21 protein-coding genes and 2 tRNA genes are annotated in these 23033 nt (G+C 63.9%); 7 read left to right on the top strand and 16 right to left on the bottom strand.

Translation table 11 applies throughout. The features are described from left to right. Nucleotides 1-97 precede the first annotated feature (97 nt). Both AC1D0O_RS02650 and AC1D0O_RS02645 read right to left on the bottom strand, forming a co-directional pair. Nucleotides 98-1675 (bottom strand): benzoate-CoA ligase family protein, encoded by a 1578-nt coding sequence (locus AC1D0O_RS02650; protein WP_477651995.1) that lies wholly within the window; start codon nucleotides 1673-1675, stop codon nucleotides 98-100. A 98-nt stretch (nucleotides 1676-1773) separates the two neighbouring features. Next, nucleotides 1774-2265: a flavodoxin domain-containing protein gene (locus AC1D0O_RS02645; RefSeq protein ID WP_477651994.1), complete on the bottom strand. Its 492-nt coding sequence runs from the start codon at nucleotides 2263-2265 to the stop codon at nucleotides 1774-1776. Nucleotides 2266-2401: 136 nt separating this feature from the next. Between AC1D0O_RS02645 and AC1D0O_RS02640 the strand changes: the two genes are divergently transcribed. From AC1D0O_RS02640 to boxB, 3 genes are all read left to right on the top strand, one after another. Continuing rightward, the gene (locus tag AC1D0O_RS02640) at nucleotides 2402-3298 is read left to right on the top strand and encodes a helix-turn-helix transcriptional regulator (RefSeq protein WP_477651993.1); all 897 of its coding nucleotides are present in this window, start codon (nucleotides 2402-2404) and stop codon (nucleotides 3296-3298) included. A 22-nt stretch (nucleotides 3299-3320) separates the two neighbouring features. After that, nucleotides 3321-5015, top strand: a complete 1695-nt coding sequence (boxC, locus tag AC1D0O_RS02635; protein WP_477652242.1) for a 2,3-epoxybenzoyl-CoA dihydrolase — start codon at nucleotides 3321-3323, stop codon at nucleotides 5013-5015. Nucleotides 5016-5109: 94 nt separating this feature from the next. Next, complete coding sequence (boxB, locus tag AC1D0O_RS02630) at nucleotides 5110-6534, top strand: benzoyl-CoA 2,3-epoxidase subunit BoxB (protein ID WP_477651992.1); 1425 nt, start codon at nucleotides 5110-5112, stop codon at nucleotides 6532-6534. A 106-nt stretch (nucleotides 6535-6640) separates the two neighbouring features. On the opposite strand, the gene AC1D0O_RS02625 is transcribed toward boxB, so the two are convergent. Genes AC1D0O_RS02625 through AC1D0O_RS02615 form a run of 3 tightly spaced genes read right to left on the bottom strand, consistent with a single transcriptional unit; the run spans nucleotide 6641 to nucleotide 9051 of the window. Next, entirely contained in the window at nucleotides 6641-7027 is a 387-nt protein-coding gene (locus AC1D0O_RS02625) for a DUF488 domain-containing protein (RefSeq protein ID WP_477651991.1), read from the bottom strand. Between the two features lie 48 nt (nucleotides 7028-7075). Further along, nucleotides 7076-8551, bottom strand: a complete 1476-nt coding sequence (locus AC1D0O_RS02620; RefSeq protein WP_477651990.1) for a TRAP transporter large permease subunit — start codon at nucleotides 8549-8551, stop codon at nucleotides 7076-7078. Next, the gene (locus AC1D0O_RS02615; protein ID WP_477651989.1) at nucleotides 8548-9051 is read right to left on the bottom strand and encodes a C4-dicarboxylate ABC transporter substrate-binding protein; all 504 of its coding nucleotides are present in this window, start codon (nucleotides 9049-9051) and stop codon (nucleotides 8548-8550) included. Before AC1D0O_RS02615 ends, AC1D0O_RS02620 begins: the two co-directional genes overlap by 4 nt. A gap of 154 nt (nucleotides 9052-9205) precedes the next feature. Between AC1D0O_RS02615 and AC1D0O_RS02610 the strand changes: the two genes are divergently transcribed. Continuing rightward, nucleotides 9206-9282 (top strand) — tRNA-Pro (locus AC1D0O_RS02610). A 62-nt stretch (nucleotides 9283-9344) separates the two neighbouring features. Here AC1D0O_RS02610 and AC1D0O_RS02605 read toward each other — a convergent pair. From AC1D0O_RS02605 to AC1D0O_RS02595, 3 genes are all read right to left on the bottom strand, one after another. Continuing rightward, nucleotides 9345-9785 (bottom strand): response regulator, encoded by a 441-nt coding sequence (locus AC1D0O_RS02605; protein WP_477651988.1) that lies wholly within the window; start codon nucleotides 9783-9785, stop codon nucleotides 9345-9347. Nucleotides 9786-9918: 133 nt separating this feature from the next. Further along, nucleotides 9919-9995, bottom strand: a tRNA-Arg gene (locus AC1D0O_RS02600). 132 nt (nucleotides 9996-10127) lie between these two features. Further along, nucleotides 10128-10832, bottom strand: coding sequence for a glutathione binding-like protein (locus AC1D0O_RS02595; RefSeq protein WP_477651987.1), 705 nt, complete (start codon nucleotides 10830-10832; stop codon nucleotides 10128-10130). A 56-nt stretch (nucleotides 10833-10888) separates the two neighbouring features. Here AC1D0O_RS02595 and AC1D0O_RS02590 point away from each other — a divergent pair, with 56 nt between their 5' ends. After that, nucleotides 10889-11575, top strand: coding sequence for a hypothetical protein (locus AC1D0O_RS02590; RefSeq protein ID WP_477651986.1), 687 nt, complete (start codon nucleotides 10889-10891; stop codon nucleotides 11573-11575). Between the two features lie 24 nt (nucleotides 11576-11599). On the opposite strand, the gene AC1D0O_RS02585 is transcribed toward AC1D0O_RS02590, so the two are convergent. The 5 genes from AC1D0O_RS02585 to AC1D0O_RS02565 form a co-directional block, all read right to left on the bottom strand. Beyond that, the gene (locus AC1D0O_RS02585; protein ID WP_477651985.1) at nucleotides 11600-12859 is read right to left on the bottom strand and encodes an acyl-CoA dehydrogenase family protein; all 1260 of its coding nucleotides are present in this window, start codon (nucleotides 12857-12859) and stop codon (nucleotides 11600-11602) included. A gap of 52 nt (nucleotides 12860-12911) precedes the next feature. Then, entirely contained in the window at nucleotides 12912-14009 is a 1098-nt protein-coding gene (locus AC1D0O_RS02580; protein WP_477651984.1) for a phosphotransferase family protein, read from the bottom strand. A 19-nt stretch (nucleotides 14010-14028) separates the two neighbouring features. After that, nucleotides 14029-14754, bottom strand: coding sequence for a Crp/Fnr family transcriptional regulator (locus AC1D0O_RS02575; protein ID WP_431096232.1), 726 nt, complete (start codon nucleotides 14752-14754; stop codon nucleotides 14029-14031). 152 nt (nucleotides 14755-14906) lie between these two features. Further along, nucleotides 14907-15686, bottom strand: a complete 780-nt coding sequence (locus tag AC1D0O_RS02570; protein ID WP_477651983.1) for an oxepin-CoA hydrolase, alternative type — start codon at nucleotides 15684-15686, stop codon at nucleotides 14907-14909. Between the two features lie 174 nt (nucleotides 15687-15860). Then, nucleotides 15861-17381 carry a 3-hydroxyacyl-CoA dehydrogenase gene (locus AC1D0O_RS02565; RefSeq protein WP_477651982.1) on the bottom strand — a complete coding sequence of 507 codons (1521 nt, stop codon included), beginning with the start codon at nucleotides 17379-17381 and terminating at the stop codon, nucleotides 15861-15863. On the opposite strand from AC1D0O_RS02565, the gene AC1D0O_RS02560 reads away from it, so the two are divergent. Further along, nucleotides 17304-19487 (top strand): type IV pilus assembly protein FimV, encoded by a 2184-nt coding sequence (locus AC1D0O_RS02560; RefSeq protein WP_477651981.1) that lies wholly within the window; start codon nucleotides 17304-17306, stop codon nucleotides 19485-19487. The two genes, AC1D0O_RS02565 and AC1D0O_RS02560, sit on opposite strands and share 78 nt — an antisense overlap. Nucleotides 19488-19522: 35 nt before the next feature. Here AC1D0O_RS02560 and AC1D0O_RS02555 read toward each other — a convergent pair whose 3' ends face one another. From AC1D0O_RS02555 to lexA, 3 genes are all read right to left on the bottom strand, one after another. Further along, on the bottom strand, nucleotides 19523-20530 hold the full coding sequence (locus AC1D0O_RS02555) for a D-2-hydroxyacid dehydrogenase family protein (RefSeq protein WP_477651980.1): 1008 nt from the start codon (nucleotides 20528-20530) through the stop codon (nucleotides 19523-19525). A gap of 187 nt (nucleotides 20531-20717) precedes the next feature. Beyond that, the gene (locus AC1D0O_RS02550) at nucleotides 20718-21089 is read right to left on the bottom strand and encodes a hypothetical protein (protein WP_477651979.1); all 372 of its coding nucleotides are present in this window, start codon (nucleotides 21087-21089) and stop codon (nucleotides 20718-20720) included. Between the two features lie 132 nt (nucleotides 21090-21221). Continuing rightward, entirely contained in the window at nucleotides 21222-21926 is a 705-nt protein-coding gene (gene lexA / locus AC1D0O_RS02545) for a transcriptional repressor LexA (RefSeq protein WP_436154473.1), read from the bottom strand. Nucleotides 21927-22058: 132 nt separating this feature from the next. On the opposite strand from lexA, the gene AC1D0O_RS02540 reads away from it, so the two are divergent. Further along, on the top strand, nucleotides 22059-23009 hold the full coding sequence (locus tag AC1D0O_RS02540) for an asparaginase (RefSeq protein ID WP_477651978.1): 951 nt from the start codon (nucleotides 22059-22061) through the stop codon (nucleotides 23007-23009). Nucleotides 23010-23033: the final 24 nt, after the last annotated feature.

Raw genomic sequence — 23033 nt, 5'->3', positions numbered from 1 at the left:
TTGTTTACATCTAAAGCAATAGCTGTGCCCGATCCGGGCCTGCCTGCACTTTTTTTCGAGGTTTTTTGCGGCACGGCGGGTTTGTGCACGGTGCGCGTCAGCGCGGCTGGCGCAGCTTGAAGCGCTGGATCTTGCCGGTGGCCGTCTTCGGCAACTCGCTGACGAACTCAATCCAGCGCGGGTACTTGTAGGGTGCGAGCTGCTGCTTCACGTGGGCCTTGAGTTCGTCCATGGTGGCGCTCTGGCCGGCCTTGAACACCACGTAGGCCTTTGGCTTGACGAGCTCATCGGCATCGGCCACGCCGATCACCGCCACTTCGAGCACGGCCGCATGCGTCATCAGGCAGGCCTCCACCTCGAAAGGCGAAACGTAAATGCCGCCGACCTTGAGCATGTCGTCGCTGCGGCCGCCGTAGGTGTAGTAGCCGTCGGCGTCGCGTGTGTACTTGTCGCCGCTTTTGGTCCATTCGCCGGCGAAGGTGGCTTTGGTCTTGGCGCGGTTGTTCCAGTACATGATGGCGGCGCTGGGGCCGCTGATCTGCAGTTCGCCGATCTCGCCGTCGGCGCATTCGCGGCCGTCGTCGCCGATGATGCGAAGCGCATAGCCCGGCACCGCCTGGCCGGTCGTGCCATAGCGCACCTGGCCGGGACGGTTGGACAAAAAGATGTGCAGCATCTCGGTGGAGCCTATGCCGTCAAGGATTTCGCAGCCGTAGTGTGCCGTCCATTTTTTGCCGATCTCGGCGGGAAGGGCTTCGCCGGCGCTGGTGCACAGGCGCAGGCTCAGTTCGGACTTCGCCGGCCGTGCCGGGTCGGCCAGCAGGGCGGCGTACAGCGTGGGCACACCGTAAAAAATCGTGGGCTGGTATTTTTTGAGCAGCGCGAAGACATCGGCGGGCGCCGGCCGCGCGGGCAACAGCACCGTGGTGGCGCCCACGCTCATCGGGAAGGTCAGCGCGTTGCCCAGGCCGTAAGCGAAAAACAGCTTGGCGGCGGAATACACCACGTCGGACTCGCGTATGCCCAGCACACCGCGGCCATAAAGCTCCGCCGTCTGGACCAGGTGGCTGTGCAGGTGCACCGTGCCCTTGGGCGCGCCGGTCGAGCCGCTGGAATACAGCCAGAAGCAGGCGTCGTCGGCGCAGGTGGCCGCGATGCTGGGGGTGGCCGCCGATGCGCGCAGCAGGGCAGCCATGGTGGTGTGTCCTGCGGACTCCTCAACGCCTGCGACGATCACAGTCTTGAGCTGGTCGATCTTGCCCAGCAGCGGTTCAAAAGCCGGCAGCAGCGCGTGCGAGACGACCAGGCCCTGGGCGCGCGAGTCGCGCAGCATGAATTCGAAGTCCTGTGTGGTCAGCAAAGTATTGGCCGCCACGGGCAGCACCCCCGCGAGGATGCAGCCCAGAAAGGCGACCGGCCACTGCGGCGTGTCCAGCATGGCCAGCAGCACGCGGCTTTCGGGGGCGAAGCCCTGGGCGCGCAGGGCGTTGGCAAATCGGTGGGATTGTTCGGTGAGTTCGCCGTAAGTGAGCTGTTCGCCGCTCAGCGCGTCCATAAACGCCACTTTGCCGGGGCGCGTGGCATTGCGCGCCAGCAGGTCGTGCGCCGCGTTGTAGTCGCGCGGAATGGTCACCCGGGGCGGGCTTGCCGAATGGTCGGCGCTGCTTGTTTGCATGCTTGTCTCCAGATCTCTTTTTGTCTTTTGTTTTGGTAGCTGCTTGCGCACGCTCATCAAGCGCTACGGGTCGTTTCTTCTTCTTCTTTTTCTGTGCGTCAGGCGGTGGCGGAACTGGCCCCCAATGTCTGCAGGGCATCGGTGAGCCATTGGCGGCACCACTCGGTGCCTTCCGTTTCCGGCATGGTGCCGCTGCTCGCGTCATGGCACCAGACTTCGCCGATGCGCTGTGCGCCGAGGTCCTGCAGGCGCTCGTCAAATTTCTTGCCGCCGAAGCAGAAGGTCTGCATATAGGTACGGTCGCCGAGCGCAATGACGCCGTAGCGCACGTGGCCGAGGAATTGGGGATTGGCGCCCAGCGACTCATAGAGGGCACGGGCGTTGTCGGGCACGTCGCCCGAGCCGTAGGTGGAACTGCAGATGAGATAAAGTGCATCTTCGGCCTTGGCCGCATCAAAGACGCTGATGTCCAGGTTATCCATCAGCTCGACTTCAATCTCACTCACCAAATCCGCACAATCCATTTGGATTGCTTGTGCGACATAGTCAGCGGTGCTGGTCATTGTGCCTACAAGGATTTTGAGTTTCATCAAAAAGTCTCCAGAAAAAAGATGCAATAAACTGCTTTACATCAAGTTAAAGTGAAGTATACTGCAATTAACGCAGGGCGCAACGGTAAAAGTTGCATAAAACCTAATTTTTTCAAACAGGTGTCTCTTGGAAATCATGTCTGAACAGGAATCGAAAGCCACGCTCAGTGAACTGGGCGCCCGCGTTCGCGCCTGGCGTGCCCGCCGCGGCATGACGCGGAAACAGCTGGCTTCGGATTCGGGCCTGAGCGAGCGTTTCCTGGCCGACGTGGAAAGCGGCAAGGGCAATGTGTCCATCAATTCCCTGGAAGCTGCGGCCCGCGCGCTCAACATCTCCATCCTGGAACTGCTGCAGGACGCGCCGCGCCCGGCGCTGGCCCGCGTGCAGGGCCTGCTGACGCGGCTGGACGATGCCCAACTGGACCAGGCTTACAGCCTGCTCGGCGGCACTTTCGGCCTTAGCGACGCGCTGGGCCGCGAGCAGCGCGTGGCGCTGATAGGCCTGCGCGGCGCCGGCAAGTCCACCTTGGGCAGCCAGCTGGCGGCTGAGCGCGGCGTGCCTTTCATCGAACTCGACCGCGAGATCGAACGCGAAGCCGGCACCAGCATGAACGAAATCCTGTTGCTGCATGGGCAGGCCGGCTACCGCCGCTATGAGCGCCGCGCGCTGTTCCGCATCGCCGAGGACCACCCGGAAGGCGTGGTCATGACCACGGGCGGCAGCATCGTGAGCGAGCGCGAGACCTTCGACCTGCTGCAAAGCCGCTTTTATTGCGTGTGGCTCAAGGCCAGCCCTGAGGAACACATGGCCCGCGTGGTGGCCCAGGGCGACATGCGGCCTTTTGACACGACCCGCGGCGCGACCGACGAGGCGATGGAGGACATCCGCCGCATCCTCTCAAGCCGGGAAGCGCTTTATGCCCGCGCTGATGCCGTGGTCGATACCGCTGCGCGCACACTGAAACAAAGCCTCAAAGACCTGGAACGCGCCGTTCCCAAAACAACCGTCCGCGAACAAGCCGAACGGACCTAACCGGAGACACCCCATGAACGCCATGACAGAACCGCTTTTATTCAAACAGGTCATTGAGGGCCAGGAGCGCGAGCTCGTGAGTTTCTCCACTCACCCCAGCAAATACCAGCACTGGACGCTGAGCGTGGAGGGCGACGTTGCGCGCCTCAAGCTCGACATCAACGAAGACGGCGGCATCAAGCCCGGCTACAAGCTCAAGCTCAACAGCTACGATCTGGGCGTCGACATCGAGCTGCACGACGCCATCAACCGCGTGCGCTTCGAGCACCCGTCCGTCAAGGTGGTGGTGTTCGAGTCGGGCAAGGAAAAGATCTGGTGCTCGGGCGCCAACATCTACATGCTGGGCCTGTCCACCCACGGCTGGAAGGTCAACTTCTGCAAGTTCACCAACGAAACCCGCAACGGCCTGGAAGACTCCTCCCGCCATGACGGCCTGAAGGCGATCGCCTCGGTGACCGGCGCCTGCGCCGGCGGCGGCTACGAACTGGCCCTGGCCTGCGACCGCATCATCATGGTCGACGACCGCTCTTCCACCGTGAGCCTGCCCGAAGTGCCTTTGCTGGGCGTGCTGCCCGGCACCGGCGGCCTGACCCGCGTGACCGACAAGCGCAAGGTGCGCCGCGACCTGGCCGATATTTTCTGTACGACCTCCGAAGGCGTACGCGCCGACCGCGCCAAGGACTGGAAGCTGATCGACGCCCATGCCAAGCCGCAGCAGTTCGGCGACTTGCTGAACACCGAAATCGAGGCGCTGCGCGCGCAGTCGACGCGGGCCGCCGGCGCCAAGGGCACAGAACTGACGCCACTCAAAGCCCTGATCGATGACGCCGGTTACCACTACAGCCTGGTCGATGCTCAGATCGACCGCGAAAAGCGCATCGCCACTGTCACGGTGAAGGCACCCGCTAGCGCGATTGAATCCACACCCGAGGCGATTGAAGCAGCCGGCGCCAACTGGTACCCGCTCAAGCTGCAGCGTGAACTCGACGACGCCATCCTGAACCTGCGCACCAATGAACTCGAAGTCGGCACCTGGGTCATCAAGACCATGGGCGATGCCGGCCAGGTCATCCGCATGGACGAGGTGCTGGCCAAGCTCAAGGATCACTGGTTGGTGAAGGAAACCACGGGCGCGCTGCGCCGTACGCTGGCGCGGCTGGATGTCACCAGCCGCTCGCTGATCGCGCTGGTCGACGCAGGCTCGTGTTTTGCCGGCACCTTCTATGAATTGGCCCTGGCTTGCGATCGCATCTACATGCTCGATCTGCCCGATGCGCCCGACAGCGCGCCTGCATTGCAACTGAGCCCCGCCAACTTCGGCTGGTTTCCCGCCGTCAACGGCCTGACGCGGCTACAGACGCGCTTCTGCGAAGACAGCGCCACGATTTCCCAACTGCAAAAACTCGGCGACAGCGCGCTGCGCGCTGACCAGGCGCTGGCCCTGGGCCTGGTGACCCTGACACCCGACGACATCGACTGGGAAGACGAAATCCGCATCATGCTGGAAGAGCGCGCCTCGCTCTCGCCCGATGCCATGACCGGCATGGAAGCCTCGCTGCGCTTCCCGGGCAAGGAGACCATGGAAACACGCATCTTCGGTCGCCTGTCGGCCTGGCAGAACTGGATTTTCATCCGCCCGAATGCGGTGGGTGAGGACGGTGCCTTGAAACTTTTCGGCACAGGCAAAAAAGCCAAATTCGACTGGAAGAGGATTTAGCCCCGCACGCTTTTCGCTGCGCGTAATGCGCTTCCCCCCGAGGGGGCCGTTTTTTCTAGGGGCGGCCCGTCGAAAAAGTATTTAAGGAAACATCATGAGCTCTATAGACCTCCAAGCCCTCATCCCCAACAACGTCCACCTGGGCGAAAACCGCCAGCTCCAGCGCGCGCTGGAGCACTGGCAGCCGGCCTTCCTGAACTGGTGGGACGAGATGGGCCCCAGCGACTTCAAGGCCAAGGAAGTCTATTTGCGCACCGCCGTCGGTGTCGATGCTTCGGGCTGGGCCAGCTACGGCTACACGCCCATGCCCGACTACCGCTGGGGCATCTTCCTGGCCGACAAGGAAGAGGGACGCAAGATCGGCTTTGGCGACCACATGGGCGAAGAGGTCTGGCAGGACGTGCCCGGCGAATACCGCTCCACCTTCCGCCGCCTCATCGTGACCCAGGGCGACACCGAGCCGGCCTCGGTCGAGCAGCAGCGCCTGCTGGGCCACACCGCGCCTTCGCTGTACGACCTGCGCAACCTGTTCCAGGTCAATGTGGAGGAGGGCCGGCACCTCTGGGCCATGGTCTACCTGCTGCACGCGCACTTCGGCCGCGACGGCCGCGAAGAAGCCGAGGAGCTCCTGATGCGCCACAGCGGCGACGCCGACAAGCCGCGCATCCTGGGCACTTTCAACGAGCCCATGGACAACTGGTTGTCCTTCTTCATGTTCACCTATTTCACCGACCGCGACGGAAAATTCCAGCTCAAGTCATTCGCGGAATCCGCCTTCGACCCGCTGGCACGCACCACACGCTTCATGCTGACCGAGGAAGCCCACCACATGTTTGTGGGCGAAACCGGCGTGGGCCGCGTCATCAAGCGCACGCTGGAAGTCATGAAGGAGCTGGACACTGACGACGTCGCGACGCTGCGCAAGGCCGGCGTAATCGACCTGCCCACCATCCAGAAGTTCATGAACTTCTGGTTCACCTCGTCGCTGGACCTGTTCGGCTCGGAAGCCTCGTCCAACGCCGCCAACTACTTCAGCAACGGCATCAAGGGCCGGCCGGACGAAGCCAAGTTTGCCGACCATGTGGAGCTGGAGACCGAGATGAGCATCGTGGTGCCCAACGGGCAGGGCGGGCTCAAGAACGAGACGATTTCGACGCGCAACGGCATGAATGAAATCACGCGCCTCGAATATGTCAAGGACTGCAATGTCGGCGTAACGCGCTGGAACATGGGCATCAAGCGCGCGGGCGTGGACTTTGAACTGACCTTGCCATCGACGCGCTTTCGCCGTGAAGTCGGTGCCTGGGCCGGCAACTTCACCGACCCGCTGGGCAACCCGATCAGCACCGCCGATTTCGAGGCGAAGAAAGACCAATGGCTGCCGACGCCGGCCGACACGGCTTTCGTGAAGAGCCTGATGAACCGCGTCACCGAACCTGGCAAGATGGCCGCATGGATCGCACCGCCTGATCGCGGCATCAATGCCAATCCCCTCGAGTACGAGTACGTCAAACTCTAAGGGAGCGATTTAAGCCAAGGTCGGGGCCGCGGGACTGGCTTTGCCAGACCGCAGGCGCAGCGGCCCCTCGGGGGCAGGGCGCTACACGCAGTGAGCAACCGTGGGGCTAACCGATTTTGGCGCCGCGGTCCTTAAGCAGGTCCCGCAGCAGTGAGCGGTGGCAGCGCGCCTCGTTTTCGCAGTAGCAGCCCATTGCGAAGTTCGCCTGGTGCGATAGCGCCGCCAGCAGGTCGAGATTGCGGCTGGCGTCGGACTCGTTCATTTCCGAGCGGTATTTTTTGCTGAAGGCGGCCCAGTCCTTGTCGGAGTCCACACTCTGGCCCAGCTTCAGGGTTTCCACGCTGGGCGCGAGGTTGGGGTACCAGACGTCGTACCAATCCTGTGAGGCGAATTCGGCCTTGGGCACGCCGCGCGGCGGCCTGCGCACCGTGCCTATGCGCAAACCCTCGTTGGCACTGCGGGCTGTGCCCAGCCTGATGATTCTGACGGCCATGGCAGTCTCCTTTTCTGCGAACGTTCACAAGCTCTTTGTTGAAGCGGTTCAGGGCGCGGCCGGAGTGGCAGCGGCGCCCGGTTCGGGTGGCTCTACGCGTGACATCTCCCGCATCTGGCGCGCGATTTCGTCCTCGGCCATGGGGACTTGCGCGGACGCAGCTGGAGCGGGTGCATCCAGCCAGTGCACGGTGGCCGGAAAGGCAAACACCACCACCGTGAGCGCCACCTGTACCAGCAGCATGGGCCACAGCCTTGCCAGCAGTTGCCGGCTCGAAATGGCCGGCAGGCCCGAGCGCGACCTCGCCATCAGCACGGCATAGCCCATGGGTGGAATCAGGAAACTGAGTTGCAATACCAGCAGCAGCAACACCGCCGCCTGCTGGGCATCGCCCAGGCGCGCGATCAGCGCCGGCGCGACGATGGGCACGATGACAAAAATCATCTCGAACGCATCCAGCACCCAGGCGCACAGCGCCACCAGCAGCAGTACCAGCGCCGCCGTCACGCCGGGCGGCAGGGTAGAACCCAGCAGCAGGCCGTTAAGCCAGCGGTCGGTGCCGAATACGCGAAACACCAGGCTGAAAGTGGTGGCGCCCACCAGCAGCGCAAACAGGGCGCCGCTGAGCTTGAGCGTGTCGGCCAGCACCGCCTGCCAGCCGGCCACCGGTAGCGAGCGGCCCAGGAGGGCCGAGACGACCAGCAGCATCGCGCCGGTTGCCGCTGCCTCCACCGCGTAGAGCTTTCCGGTAAAGACGCCGGCCAGCAGCAGGACGATGGTGCCGCCTGCGATGAGGGCGACGGCCACCTGCACCCGGTTGGCGGGGACTTGCGGCGGCGCTTCCTTGAGCTTTCGCGCCTGGCGCCAGGCCACCAGGGCCCAGAGCGCCAGCACACACAGGGCGGGCAGCAGCGCGGCATGCATCACGTCCTGGGTGTTGATGATGCGCTGGCCGGCCTGCAAATAGCCCGGCAACCGGCTGGCCTCCAGGTGCGCCAGCAACATGGCATCACCCAACAGCAGCAAGACCAGCGAGGGCGGAACCACCACGCCTATGGTGGCGGCCACGCTGATGATGGAGAGGGCCCGCGCGGTGTCCAGGTGCGCCATGCGCGGGGCAACAAGGCGTGAGAGCAGGGCCGAACTGGAGGCGACCGAGCCGTTCATGGGCGCAATCAGGGCGCCCACGCCCAGGGCCGAGAGGGCGTGCGCGCCGGCCAGCGGGCGGAATAGCCGCAGCAGCGCGGAGTACAGGGCGTCGGCCACGGTCAGGCGCTGCAGCAGCACGCCCATGAAAACATACAGCGGCATGGCCTGCAGCAGATCGTTTTCCAGCAGGCCCAGGGTGCGCACCGGAAGGGCCTGCAAGATTTGCAGGTCGAAAGCGCCCGCTGCCAGGCCCAGCACCGCGAACAGGCTTGACACGCCGATCAGCAGGGCCCAGACCGGCAGGCCGGTGGCAAGAATCAGCGCGCCCAGCGCCAGCAGCATCCACACACCCGCGAGCGGGCCGGTCAGGCTCATGGCGAGCCCGGCGCGCGGCCGTGCGGCAAGAGTTCGAGCAGGCCTTCGGCCAGCACCAGCAAAAGCATCAGCGCCATGGCGAGCTTGATCACGAAATAACCCGGCGTGAGCGTTTCGCCAAATCGCTCGAAAGAGGCTACAGAGGCCGCAACCAGCGGCCAGCCGGCCCACAGCATGAACAGCGCCCAGGGCATGACACAGGCCAGCAGCGCCCAGGCATGCCAGCGCGGCCGGGGCGCGCCGGACGGATGCGGCTGCAGGGAGGCCAGGTGGGCGTGGTTTCTGGAAGCCGCCGTCACGGCCGTCGCCACATAGAGCGCGAACAGCACCTGCGCCGCATCGTTGGCCTGGCGTGAGTAGGCTTGCACAAGTTCACGCAGCGGCCATTGGGCCAGCAGCAGCGCCGCCAGCGGCAGCACCAGCAGCGAGAATGCCGCGGTCAGACGCGTCAGGCCTTTGTCTATTTGGGAAGCGGCCGCGGCGGCGGCCCCCATCCTCATGCGGCCCCAGGGTTGCGACGGCAAGCCTTTGCGCCGGGCCGGTGCTGATCGGGCTGGACAGCGAGGCGAAATTTCATTGGGTAATCCAGTGAATGGAAAAAATGAAGGGGGCGCGGGAAAGTGTAGCGGGTTCGAGCTATAATATTTGACTAGTCGGAGTGTGGCGCAGTCTGGTAGCGCACCTGGTTTGGGACCAGGGGGTCCAAGGTTCGAATCCTTGTACTCCGACCATCATTTCCCAGCAAAAAGCCCACGTCAGTGGGCTTTTTCATGTCCGCATGGCGGCGAAGCCCTCAGGACTTGAGCGGCCCGAAGTTGGAAGTTCGCCAGTATTCGCGCACCTGTTCCAGTTTTTCCTGGAAATCCCGGAAATGCAGCGGTTTGCGTACGTAACTGTTGAGACCGCCCTGAATCTCTTTCACGATTGGCGAGTATTTGGGCTCGGAGGTCAGGATGACGACGGGCACGAAGAAAGTGCGGGGGTCCCCACGCATGCGCTGCATGACTTCCGCGCCGCTGATCCCAGGCAAATTCAGGTCCAGCATGACCAGTTCCGGCGGATGGTCGTTGGGCCGGTTGCTGTAAGCACCCTCGCAGAAAAGGTATTCCAGGGCTTCCGTGCCGTCGCGGGCCACGATGACCTCATGGTCGGCGCCGTTTTCCTGCAACGTCAGCAACGTCAACTCGACGTGAGCGGGGTTGTCCTCCACCAGCAACATGGTTGGTCTGGCCATCTTTTCTCGCCTCCTTGGTCTTGCCGGCCTTTGCACGGGGCCGAATCCCGACTATATACCCCGATTCCGAGGGTGTGTAAGCGAAGTTCGTTGATCGCGGGGGGAAAGGGCGGGTACGGCTGACGCCGCGAATTGGCCTGCCCGGAGGGGATCGAACCCCCGACCCTCAGCTTAGAAGGCTGATGCTCTATCCGACTGAGCTACGGGCAGTTTGTGTATGAGAGCAAGGGCAAGGCCACGCAGGGGCGGCCGCCGTTTCCAGCTCGTCGCGAATCATACCTTCAATCGAGGGCTGCCAACCCCGGCCGGCCGGCCTTCACCCAGCGCTTTTCAGCGCTTTTCTCAGCGCTTTTCGTACTGCGTCTTGCCGAACAGCACTTCCCGCGCTTTGTCGTCGGTGATGGGCCTGCGCAGCTCGGCCAGCACCTTGACGCCGCGCTGCACGGCAGGGCGTTCGCTGATCAGGTCGAACCACTTTTTCAGGTGCGGATAGTCGGCCCAATCGATCCCGTGGTTTTCCCAGTTGCGCAGCCAGGGGAAGATGGCGATGTCGGCAATGCTGTACTCGTCGCAGGCGATGAACCGGCTGCCGGCCAGCTGCTTGTCCATCACGCCGTAAAGCCGTTTCGTTTCATTGGTGTAGCGGTTGATGGCGTAGTCTATTTTTTCGGGCGCGTACTGGCGGAAATGGTGTGTCTGCCCGATCATCGGACCGACGCCGCCCATCTGGAACATCAGCCATTGCAACACCTGGAACTTCAGGCGGTCGGTTTTCGGCAGCAGCTTGCCGGTTTTGGCGGCCAGGTAGAGCAGGATGGCGCCAGACTCGAACACCGAGATGGGCTTGCCGTCGGGGCCGACCGGGTCGACCAGCGCCGGGATCTTGTTGTTCGGGCTGATGGTCAGGAATTCGGGCTTGAACTGGTCGCCGGTGCCGATATTGACTGGGTTGGCCTGCCAGTCGCGGCCAAGCCGCAGGCCGCATTCCTCCAGCATGATGTGGACTTTGTGGCCGTTGGGCGTGGGCCATGAGTAAACATTGATCATTGGGACTTCCTTGACTACTATGATGCTTGCTGCACTTTAAGAGAAAAGCGAAAACCATGTTCGAGCGGCTGAAGAAAGTCTTGGTCGGGGGTAAGGCGGATGCCGGCGATGCCGCCACATCCGACGAGGCCGTGTCCGAATGGGCCGGCACCCGTGGCTTTTCTTTCACCGGCATGGGGCAGGGCAAGGGGTTTGCGCTCAAGGGCAACGTGGGCGGCAAGCCCTGGAAGTTGGAGCGCGGCAGTCCATCGCGCGACTACATCCGCGGCGAAGAACTGCGTGCCCGGGGCGAGGTCAAGGTCAACGACGACGTCACGGTCCTGGTCATGAACCGGGCCTTGAAGGAGGGGCTGGAAAAGCGCGCCTACCAAGCTTATACCGACACCCTGCAGACCACCGCCGATCCCAGCATGCCCGAAGAGGTGCGCTGGCTGGCCATGTACCCCGAAGTCGGCTGGGAAAGCCTGCCCAAGCCCTTCTGGCAACGTTATGCGGTGATGGCGGACCATCGCTCCAATGCCCTCGCGTGGCTGGACTCGCAACTGGTCGAGTTGTTGATGTCCTGGCCCGAGCCTTCACCCGACGCGCAGGTGCCTTTTATCCTGATGGTGCTGCGCGGCAAAACCTACCTGCGCATGCAGTACACCCCGGCCGACATGCCCACCCTGGAGCATGCGGCGCTGATTTTCACCACGGCCTGCGAGTCGGCGATCGCCGGACTCTCCAACGACCTCACGCTCTGAGCAGCGGGCGACCGGGAGCGACTCTCAGCCGCCGCGCGTGATGGGCATTTCCACTTCGCCGGGCATCAAGAGATGCTTGGCCAGCTCCAGCTTGGCCAGCGAGGCGCGGTGCACCTCGTCCGGGCCGTCGGCAAGGCGCAGGGTGCGCTGGCTGGCGTAGGCATAGGCCAGCGGAAAATCATCCGATACGCCGCCGCCGCCGTGGGCCTGGATGGCCCAGTCGATGATCTGGCAGGCCATATTGGGCGCCACCACCTTGATCATCGCGATCTCGGCCTTGGCGACCTTGTTGCCCACGGTGTCCATCATGTAGGCGGCCTTGAGCGTCAGCAGGCGGGCCTGCTCAATCATGCAGCGGGCCTCGGCGATGCGCTCGTGCCAGACGGACTGGCTGGCGATCGGTTTGCCGAAGGCGACACGGCTGTTCAGGCGCTTGCACATCAGCTCCAGCGCGCGTTCGGCGATGCCTATGCTGCGCATGCAATGGTGGATACGCCCGGGGCCGAGGCGGCCCTGGGCGATCTCAAAACCGCGGCCTTCGCCCAGCAACAGGTTGGCGGCCGGCACGCGCACATTGGTCAGGCGCACTTCCATGTGGCCGTGCGGTGCGTCGTCGTAGCCGAACACCGACAGCGGGCGGATCACGGTGATGCCGGGTGTATTGGCGGGCACCAGGATCATCGATTGCTGCTCGTGGCGGCCGGCATCGGGATTGGTCTTGCCCATGACGATGTAGACGGCGCAGCGCGGGTCGCCCGCACCGGACGACCACCACTTGAGGCCGTTGAGCACGTAGTCCTCGCCGTCGCGCTCAATGCGGCACTGGATGTTGGTCGCGTCGGACGAGGCGACTTCGGGCTCTGTCATCAAAAAGGCCGAGCGGATCTCGCCCTTGAGCAGAGGGTCCAGCCACTGGTCCTTGTTGGCTTCGGAGCCGTAGCGGGCGATGGTTTCCATGTTGCCGGTGTCCGGCGCCGAGCAGTTGAAGACCTCGGCCGCGAAAGGTACGCGGCCCATGATTTCGCACAGCGGCGCGTACTCGAGGTTGGACAGGCCTTCAGGCGCGCGCGGCGAGTGCGGCAAAAACAGGTTCCACAGGCCGGCGGCGCGGGCTTTGGGCTTGAGTTCCTCGACCAGTTTGGTGGGGACCCAGGCATTGCCCTTGGCGCGGTTTTCGGCGATTTCGCGGAAAAAGCGCGCTTCGTTCGGGTAGATGTTCTCGTCCATGAACTTGAGCAGGCGCGCCCGCAGTTCCTGTACTTTGGGGGTGTAGTTGAAGTCCATGAAATCTCCAGAAGGGGTGTGGGGGCGATGTTGTTGTGAAGAAGGGCAGGCTTCAGCCCTGGCTTTTGAGGGCAAAGCCCCAGGCCATCTTGGCCAGCAGCGGCGCACCGGCGGCCGAGCTGACGGCCTGGGCGCTGGAGGCGGTTCCGGCCTCGACCCGCTTGGCGATGCCCTGCAGGATGGCCGCGATGCGAAACAGGTTGTAGGCCATGTAGAAGTTCCAGTCGGCCTGGAGCGCCTCGGGCGTGGCAAGGCCGGTGCGCTCGCAATAGCGGCGTATGTACTCGGATTCGGTGGGAATGCCCAGGCTTTCGACGTCCAGCCCGCCTATGCCACGGAAGGCCCCGGGCGGGATGTGCCAGGCCATGCAGTGGTAGCTGAAGTCGGCCAGCGGATGGCCCAGCGTGGACAGCTCCCAGTCGAGCACGGCCAGCACGCGCGGCTCGGTCGCGTGGAACAGCAGGTTGTCGAGCCGGAAGTCGCCATGCACGATGGAGACAATGCTGTCGTCGCGCGCGCCGGCCGGGATGTTGGCGGGCAGCCATTGCATCAGGCTGTCCATCTCGGCGATGGGCTGGGTGATGGACGCTGTGTACTGCTTGCTCCAGCGGCCTATCTGACGCTCAAAGTAGTTGCCGGGCTTGCCGTAGTCGGCCAGGCCGCGCTCGGCGAACTTCACCTTGTGCAAGGCGGAGACCACGCGGTTCATTTCGTCGTAGATCTCGCCGCGCTGGGCCTGGGACATGCCGGGCAGCGACTGGTCCCAGAGCACGCGGCCCTCGACGAACTCCATCACATAAAAGGCGCGGCCTATCACCGACTCGTCCTCGCAGAGGCAATACATTTTTGGCACCGGCACGTCGGTGCCTTGCAGCCCCTGCATGACCTTGAATTCGCGCTCCACCGCATGGGCCGACGGCAGCAATTTGGCCACGGGCCCAGGCTTGGCGCGCATCACATAAGACGCGGTGGGCGTGATGAGCTTGTAGGTCGGGTTGGACTGGCCGCCCTTGAAGATTTCAGCCGTCAGCGGGCCTTTGAAGCCGGGCAGGTGGCTGCCCAGGTAAGCGGTGAGCGCGTCGAGGTCAAAGGCCTGCGCGCCGGACACGGCCCGCGTGCCGACAAAGTGGTCGAAATTGCTCGTGCTCAAAGGGCTGGCCCCCGTGTGTTTATTTGTCGATTTCGGCTTCGGAAATGCGCATCAGGGCTTGCCGGTTGCGCACCACCAGGCCGCCCGGCTCTATGCGTATGGCTTCCTCGCGCTCCATGGACTTGAGTTCCTGGTTCACGCGCTGGCGCGAGGCGCCCAGCAGCTGGGCCAGTTCTTCCTGCGCCAGCTGCAGGCCGATGCGCACTTCGCCGCTGTCCGCCAGGCTGGGCACGCCGTAGCTGCGGACCAGGTGCAGCAGCTGCTTGGCCAGCCGCGCGCGCAGGGGCAGGGTGTTGAGGTCTTCCACCAGGCCGAAGAGTTGCCGTATGCGGCGCGCATGCAGGCGCAACAGCGCTTCGTAGAGCTCGACGTGCTGGCTCAATATCTTGCGCAGGTCGGCGCGCGAGACGCACAGCAGCGTGGTTTCGCCATGGGCATAGGAGTCGTGGGTGCGTCGCTCCCCGTCGAAGATCGCCACGTCGCCGACCCAGATACCGGGCTCCACATAGGTCAGGGTGACCTGCTTGCCCGAAATCGAGGTCGAGCTCACCCGGATGGCGCCGCGCGCGCAGGATATCCACTCTTCCGGCGCGTCGCCGCGGGCGCTGATGAGTTCGCCGTCTTTGTAGCGTTTGACGTAGGCGCATCGAAGTATGTCGTGCCTCAGGGATGGGGACAGGGATGAAAACCAGCGGCCGTTGTTAATGGCCTCTCGTTCCTCTATCGTAAGAATGGGATCGTCCATGGTCTGTCTTTTGAGTGACTAACAAGACGTCCATTGTCGCTTGAGGGACCCGCCCGGCGCCAGCGGGCTGTCGCATGGGTGTCGCCCGGCCGGAGGGGCCGGGGATTTGGCGGCGGGGCGGGCCGCGGCGGGCCCGCCCGCGCAGGGACCGGCTAGCGGTAGTGCGGCGTACGCTTGTTCAGGAAGGCGTCTATGCCTTCACCGGCGTTGGCGTCGTGGAGGTTGCGCACGAAGTGGTCCTGCTCGCGGACCAACTGCTGGTTCAGCGTGTTGCCGGCCGCGTCGTTGATGAGTTCCTTGATGCTGGCCAGCGCGTTGGGCGCGCGCGCATTGAGGTTGTCGGCCAGCTGCAGGGCCTGGGCCAAAGCTTCGCCCGGGGCCGTGACACGGTTGACCAGCCCGAGATCGTGCAGGCGGCGTGGGCCTATGCGTTCGCCGGCCATCAGCAGTTCGCTGGCCAGCGCGCGGGGCAGGGCGCGCGCCAGGGCCCAGCTGCCGCCGCCATCGGGCGACAGCGCCACAGTGCTGTAGGACATCACGAACACGGCGTTGTCTGCCGCCACCACAAAATCGCAGGCCAGCACCAGCGAAAAGCCGGCGCCGGCGGCCGGGCCCTCCACGGCGGCGATTACCGGCTTGGGGTAGGTGCGTATCGAGTCGATCCAGTTGTGCAGGCCTTCGATGCTCTGCGCCTGCACCTCGGGCGCTTCACGGCGGTTGGCCTGCAGCCGCTGCAGGTCGCCGCCCGCACAGAAGATCGAACCCTCGCCGGTGATGACCACGCTGCGGATGTCCGGGTTGTTCTCGGCGGCGTTCAAGGCCTCAATGCCGGCCGCATAAATATCGGGACCCAGGGCATTCCTGAACTCCGGGTTGCTGATCGTCAGGATAAGGGTCTGGCCCTCACTTGTACCTTTGATTGCGCCTGCCATGTCAGTTGTTCCAATACGAAAGAATGTGTGGTCGCCGGAGGAGGGATTCCCACGCCAGTGGGGGCCGCGGAACTGGCTTTGCCAGGCCGCGGGCGCCGCCTCCTGGAGGGGGGAAGGTGCTACACGAAGTGAGCATCCGAAGGGGGTGATTCATTCCCATCCGAAGGGGGTGTTTCATTCTTCCTGGTGTAGGAGGCTCAGGCCGATGGCGCCGCGGCGCCGCAACCAGGGGGAAGGGCGGTAGCGCTGGTCGCCGTACACGGTCTGCATGTTGAACAGCACTTCCAGCACATTGGTGGGGCCGTAGCGGTCGCCCATGGCCAGCGGGCCCATGGGATAGCCCAGCCCGAGGGTCACGGCGGTTTCCAGGTCTTTCGGGTTGCAGATGCCCTGCTGGCAGATGTCGCTGGCGATGTTGACGATGGCGGCCACCACGCGCTGGGTGACGAAGCCGCCGCTGTCACGGATCACGCTGACGGCCTTGCCGTCGCGGGCGAAGAGGGCATGGGCCGCGTCGCGCATGTCGCTGCGCGTGGCCGGGTTGGTGGCCAGCACACGCCGCTTGGTGGCTGCGTCGTCGATCAGCATGTCGATGCCGATGGTACGGGCCGGGTCCAGGCGCTCCACCACGGCCACCGTGGTGATGTCAAAGCCCAGCGGCGCGACCAGCATCAGGGCCTGCGGCGAGGCGGAGGCGCCGGTCTCGAGCTTGGCGCCCAGGTTCTTGAGGAGCTGCAGCAGTTCCGAGCGCCGCGACGCACGCGGCGAGACCCAGACCGGCGGAAGTTCGGCAACCTGGGGAACGGGGGGCTCCGGCGGCACCTGCATGGCGCCATCCACATAGCGGTAAAAGCCTTCGCCGGTCTTGCGGCCCAGCATGCCGCCGGCCAGGCGCTGCGCCGTGATCACGCTGGGGCGGTAACGGGCTTCTTCATAGTACTGGTGGTAAATCGACTCCATCACAGGATGGGAGACGTCGAGCGCGGTCAGGTCCATCAGCTCGAAAGGGCCCAGCTTGAAGCCGGCCTGGTCGCGCAGGATGCGGTCTATGGTGGCGAAATCGGCAATGCCTTCGCTGACGATGCGCAGTGCCTCGGTACCAAAGCCCCGGCCGGCGTGGTTGACGATGAAGCCGGGCGTATCTTGCGCCTGCACGGGCGTATGGCCCATCTGCCGCGCGTATTGGCTCAGGCCCTCGCAGACCGCGGGGCTGGTCTTCAGGCCCGCTATCACTTCCACCACTTTCATCAGCGGAACCGGGTTGAAGAAATGAAAACCGGCCAGGCGCTCGGGGTGTTTGAGCGCCGCCGCGATGGCCGTCACTGAAAGCGATGAGGTATTGCTGGCCAGCACGGTGCTCGCGGGCACCAGGGCTTCGAGTTCGGCGAACAGCGCGCGCTTGACGTCCAGGCGTTCCACGATGGCTTCGACGACAAGGTCGCAGCCCGCCAGGTCGGGCAGCGTGCCGGCGAGCAGCAGCCGGTCCTTGTGCCCGGTGGCCACGGCTGCGTCGAGCCGGCCTTTTTCGACCAGCTTGTCCCATTGGGCGCAAATGGCTTCGCGCGCCTTTTCGGCGGCGCCCGCCTGGGCGTCCATCAGCTTGACGGTGCTGCCGGCTTGCGCCGCGATCTGCGCGATGCCCCGACCCATGGCGCCGGTGCCAACTATTCCCACATTTGCAAAATTTACTTTCATGGCCGAATTATGGCTGAGCGTATTCGGCAAAGGTGCGTGGCAAAATTTGCGCACCCCATGAAAGTCGCCGAGAAGTTCCTGAAATGCCTGCTTGGCGCTTTGCTGTTGGGGCTTGCCGCCAACGCCCTGGCCGCGTCCCTGGGACGCATGCGCGGGGCGGCCATCGTAGGGCATCCACTGGACGTCACCCTGTCCGCACAACTGGATGCCGCCGAAAATCCTTCTTCCGCCTGTGTGTCAGTCGATGTATTTTTCGGCGACAGCCAGGTTTTCCCTGACAGGATACGCACCGCGATCTCGCCGGGTTCCGGCGCTGGTGAAATCCTGGTCCGCATCCGCACGACGTCGGCGTTGGATGAGCCGGTCGTGACGATCTATGCACGCGAAGGCTGTCAGCAAAAGAATTCACGCAAGTACGTCTTGCTGGCCGAGATGCTGGGCGACAACATGGCCCCGATGCTTTCGGTCCTTCCGCAAGCGGCGGTTGCGGCAAGCCTGGTACAGGCTCGCCCGGCGGCGCCATCCCGTTCCGGGACATCGAGGGCGAAGCCGGAACCTCGCGCCGGGATGGCCTCTTCACTGGCCACACCGCCGGTCCGCGCGGCAGGCAAGCCTCCGGCGCCGGTGCGTCAATCGCGGGCACGACTGCAACTGGCCCCGATTGACCTCACCATCGAACGCGACCCGGTGCTTCGTTCATCGCCGGAACTGCTGACGCCGCTTTCCACCGATGCCCAGCAACGCGCCTCCGCAGCCGCCTTGTGGCAGGCTTTGAATGCCCAGCCGCAAGATATGCTCCGCGACAGCCAGCGCCTCAAGTCCCTGGAGACCGACGTGGCCGCCATGCTGGCGCAAAGCCGCAAAACCGAACAGGCCGTGACGGACCTGCGCAGCCAGCTGGACCAGGCACGCCAGGAGCGTTACAGCAACTGGCTGGTGTATGCCCTGGGCGCTGTCCTGCTGTTTGCGCTGCTGACGGCCGGCCTTCTATGGCGGCGCAACCGGCAGCACGCGCTGCGTTTCAGCCATGGTCCCTGGTGGGACAAAAATGGCGAACAGAGCGGTTTTGCGGGCGATGCCGGGCCAGCCTCCGGGCATGCCGGCACTGTGCCGGCGCACGAGGAGCGCTCACCCAAGCCGGCGGTGGACCTCGACCTGGATGCGCTTCAGTTCGAAAGCACACGCAAGCTGCCCGCAGCCAGGCCGCCTGAATTTGCTGATCGCCCGGAATTTCTCCCCAGCCTCGGCGGCTTGAGCGGCATGCCCCGTATCGTCAATGCCGAAGAGCTTTTTGATGTCCAGCAGCAGGCGGATTTTTTCCTCTCGCTGGGTCACCCCGACAAGGCGGTGGATGTCCTGCGCCTGCACATCATGGACAACGTGGAGACGAGCGCGCTGGTCTATCTGGACCTGTTCGATCTCTACCACAGCCTGGGCCGCAAGGACGACTATGACGCACTGCGCAAGGATTTCCACCGGATGTTCAATGCCCAAGTGCCGGCCTTCGATGACTATGCAATAGATACGCACGGCCTGGAGTTCTATGTGGCCGCCCTTACGCGTATCGAGTCGCTGTGGCCCACGCCCAAGGTGCTGGACGTCCTGGAAGAATCCATCTTCCGCAAGCCCGATTCGCGCAACGAGGTCTTCAGCCTCGCGGCTTACCGCGAACTGCTGCTGCTTCACTCCATCGCCAAGAAGCTTATTTTTCGACCTGGACAGCCGGAAGAAAAGGGCGGTGAGCCTGCGCTGCTTTCCGCCCAGGATGAGCCGGCCGCCTTGCCGCAAACGACCAGCTTTGGCCCGACCAATATCCTGCCCTTGTCAGCCCGGGTTCAGGCGCCGCCTCCGCCGCTTGCCGCCGCGCTTCCTATCGCTGTGGTTGCCGACCTTTCCACGGAAATCGCATCGGCGCCCGACCTGACACGGCCTCCCGTTTCGCCGAGGCTGGGGCTGGACATTGACTTGAGCCAGGACGTGGGCGGCGCGCTTGAACCGCTGCCGGTCATCGTAGCGATGGACACCGAGGCCGAAGCCGGAGACTTCGGCAATCTCATCGAGTTCGACCTCGATAGCCCGATCGCGGCACCGGCCCGGAACGCCTAGCGGTTTTAGCCCCCGCTTTGGGGGCAAGGCATCACCTAGCGCCGCACTTGCAGGGCGCCGGGGTTCACGATATTGGTGGGCGTGCCCTTGATGAAATTGACCACGTTGTCGAAGGCTGCGCCGAAGTAGAGCTCATAACTGTCTTGCTCCACATAACCGATATGCGGCGTGCAGATGCAGTTCTCCAGGCGAAGCAGGGCATGGCCCTGCAGGATGGGCTCGGATTCAAACACGTCGATCGCCGCCAGGCCTGGGCGGCCGCGGTTGAGCGAGGCAATCAGGGCTTCGGGTTCTATCAGCTCGGCACGCGAGGTATTGACCAGCAAGGACGTGGTTTTCATGCGCGACAGGTCTTCGAGCGTGACAATGCCGCGGGTTTCGTCGTTCAGCCGCAGGTGCAGGCTCAACACGTCGCTTTGTTCAAAAAACTCGGCCTTGCTGTCGGCGATCTCATAGCCATCGGCCTGGGCCCGTTCACGCGAGGCATCGCGGCCCCAGATGATGACCCGCATGCCGAAGGCCCGGCCGTAGCCGGCCACGATCTGCCCGATTTTTCCGTAGCTCCAGATGCCCAGGGTCTTGCCCTTGAGGACCGAGCCTATTCCGAAATTCGGCGGCATGGAGGCCGACTTGAGGCCCGCCTGCTGCCAGGCCCCGTGCTTGAGGTGGGCCACGTAGTGGGGGATGCGGCGCATGGCCGCCATGACCAGTGCCCAGGCCAGTTCGGCCGGCGCAGTAGGCGATCCGGTGCCTTCTGCCACCGCGATGCCGCGCTCCGTGCAGGCAGCGACGTCGACGTGGCTTCCGACACGGCCGGTCTGTACGATCAATTTGAGCTTGGGGAGTTTTTCAATGACCTGCCGGTTGAGCTGGGTCCGTTCCCGGATAAGGACGATGACGTCGGCATCCTTGAGCCGGACGGACAGCTGGCCTATGCCTTTGACGGTGTTGGTGTAGACCTTGGCGGGGTAGGCCTCAAGTTTGGCAGCGCAGTTCAGTTTTCGCACTGCGTCCTGGTAGTCGTCGAGGATCACAATATTCATGCCGATATTGTGCCTGCAAGATTTTTCTTCCTCGCGGGAAGGGCTACCCGAATGCTTGCATTTTGTATCGCAAGGAAACCTGTCGAGGCATTTCAGTCCTGCCGTGGCGCACCGGGCGGGCTCATTGACCTTCACGCAGCCGGGAAATAGCCTCCCTCAGAGAGGGCGAAGGCGGGCAGGGGCTTTTTTATTGCAAGGCGGCCTCGCGCTGGGCCATGCGCTCAAGCTCCGCACAGACGTCGGCCATGCGGCCGGAGATGACCATGCGGCCGGCGCAAGCCGGGCCGACATTGGCATCGAATTCGCGCACGATGCGCAGGCGGCTGGGCGTGGGGTTGCGGGGCCTTGCCTTGCCGGCTTGGGTGGCTTCGCGGGGCGATGGGGCGGGACCGGAGGAAAAAGGCAATGCCAGCTGGCCGGCCGCGCGCTGGGCGCGCACGGATTTGGAAAACTGATGGGACCTGCTTTGCTGCGCAGGCACAAACCAGGCTGCCAGCGCCTGCACGGGAGCCAGCAGGAGAGACAGAAGGGGTGAATGTGAAAAACTGACGATTCCCATGATGAACTCCTGTATGAGAGAGGTTTACACAGGCAGGATTTCGGACCGGCTACAGCCGGCAGGGCCGCTGCACCAGGGTGTTGGCCATACAGCCAAACGCCCGCCACCTGGTGCGCGGCCGGATTGAAAGGCTTACATCAGCATGGTGTTGCGTATCAAACCGACGGCGAGGCCTTCGAGTTCAAACGGCTCGCCGGGCTCGACCACGATGATGTTGAAGTCGGGGTTTTCGGGCAAAAGCTCGATCAGGTTCTTGTTGCGGCGAAAGCGTTTGACGGTGACTTCATCGCCCAGGCGGGCCACGACGATCTGGCCGTTCTTGGCTTCCTTGGCCTGTTTGACGGCCAGCAGGTCGCCGTCCATGATGCCGACGTCGCGCATGCTCATGCCGCGAACCTTGAGCAGGTAATCGGGCTGGCGCTGGAACAGGCTGCTTTCAAAATAATAGGTTTGCTCGATATGTTCCTGCGCGAGAATCGGGCTGCCAGCAGCAACCCGCCCTACCAAAGGTAGGGCGAGCTGGGCCAGGCTTTGCAACGGCAGGGAAAACTGTTTGGTGCGTGATTCGTTGATGGAACGTAGGGTGTCGCCGCGCAAGCGTATGCCGCGTGAAGTACCGCTGACGAGCTCGATGACGCCTTTGCGGGCCAACGCCTGCAGGTGTTCTTCGGCGGCGTTGGCGGACTTGAAACCCAGTTCGTTCGCGATTTCGGCGCGGGTGGGCGGTGCACCGGTACGGGCGATGGCACTCTGGATCAGTTCCAGGATTTGTTGCTGGCGCGCCGTGAGCTTGGGACCTTCGGAGGGAAAATGCGGAAAATCGGCGAGGATGCTCATGGCGGGGACTCCTATGGTTCTTCAGATAAAGGCAGAACCGAGGGCTGCAACCGTTTGCCTGCCGTCGACCTGTTTTAATATCCAGTACCTGTATTTTCATCCAGTTTTTAAAAGATTGCAAGATCACTTTCCATGCATCCTCAAAATATTGTGATTCTGGGCACCGGCGGCACGATCGCCGGCCGGGCCGCCAGCGTTTCGGACAACATCGGTTACACCGCCGCCCAGTTGGGCGTCGAAGAATTGCTGGCTGCGATCCCCGCTCTGGCGCAGGCCGGCACCGTGCTGACGGAGCAGGTGGCGCAGGTCGACAGCAAGAACATGAGTTTTGCGGTGTGGGCCAAACTGGCCGCGCGCGTCAGCCATTACCTCGCGCAGCCCGACGTCCAGGGCATCGTCATCACCCACGGCACCGATACGCTGGAGGAAACCGCCTTTTTCCTGCAGGCGCTGCTGGCGCCAACCAAGTCCGTGGTGCTGACCTGCGCGATGCGCCCGGCCACGGCGCTGGTTCCTGACGGGCCGCAAAACCTGCTCGATGCAGTGGCTGTGGCGCGCCACGAGGGAGCGCAGGGCGTGGTGGCGGTGTGCGCCGGCGTTGTCCACAGCGCGGCGGACGTTCAGAAGGCGCATACCTATCGTCTTGACCCTTTTAGTTCGGGCGACGCCGGTCCTATCGGCTATGTGGAGGAGGGGCGGCTGAGGCAGTTACGCAATTGGCCGCACGCCGCCGAGGCGGGCCGCGCGCAAACTGCCGCCAAAATCATTACCGCCCTGGCCGGCACCGCCGTGCCCCGCGTCGAAATCCTCATGAACCACGCCGGCGCCGGCGGCGCCATCGTGCAGGCCTTGCAAGCGCAGGGCGTGCAAGGCCTGGTAGTGGCTGGTACCGGCAACGGCAGCCTGCACCACGAACTGGAGGCTGCCCTGCTGAAGGCGCAAGCCGGCGGCGTCAAGGTCGTTCGCGCCAGCCGCTGCACTGCAGGGCGGGTGCTGCCGACCCCGGCTGACGCAATTCCGGATTCAGAAGGCCTGAGCCCGGTCAAGGCCAGGGTCCAGCTGATCCTGCAACTGCTGGCCTGATCTCCCGAGCCCGGCAGCGCTGGC

It is taken from the genome of Polaromonas sp. P1_F2 (assembly GCF_056405735.1).
The sequence above is the reverse complement of the archived record's forward strand: the minus strand, read 5'-3'. Positions and strand labels throughout refer to the sequence as shown.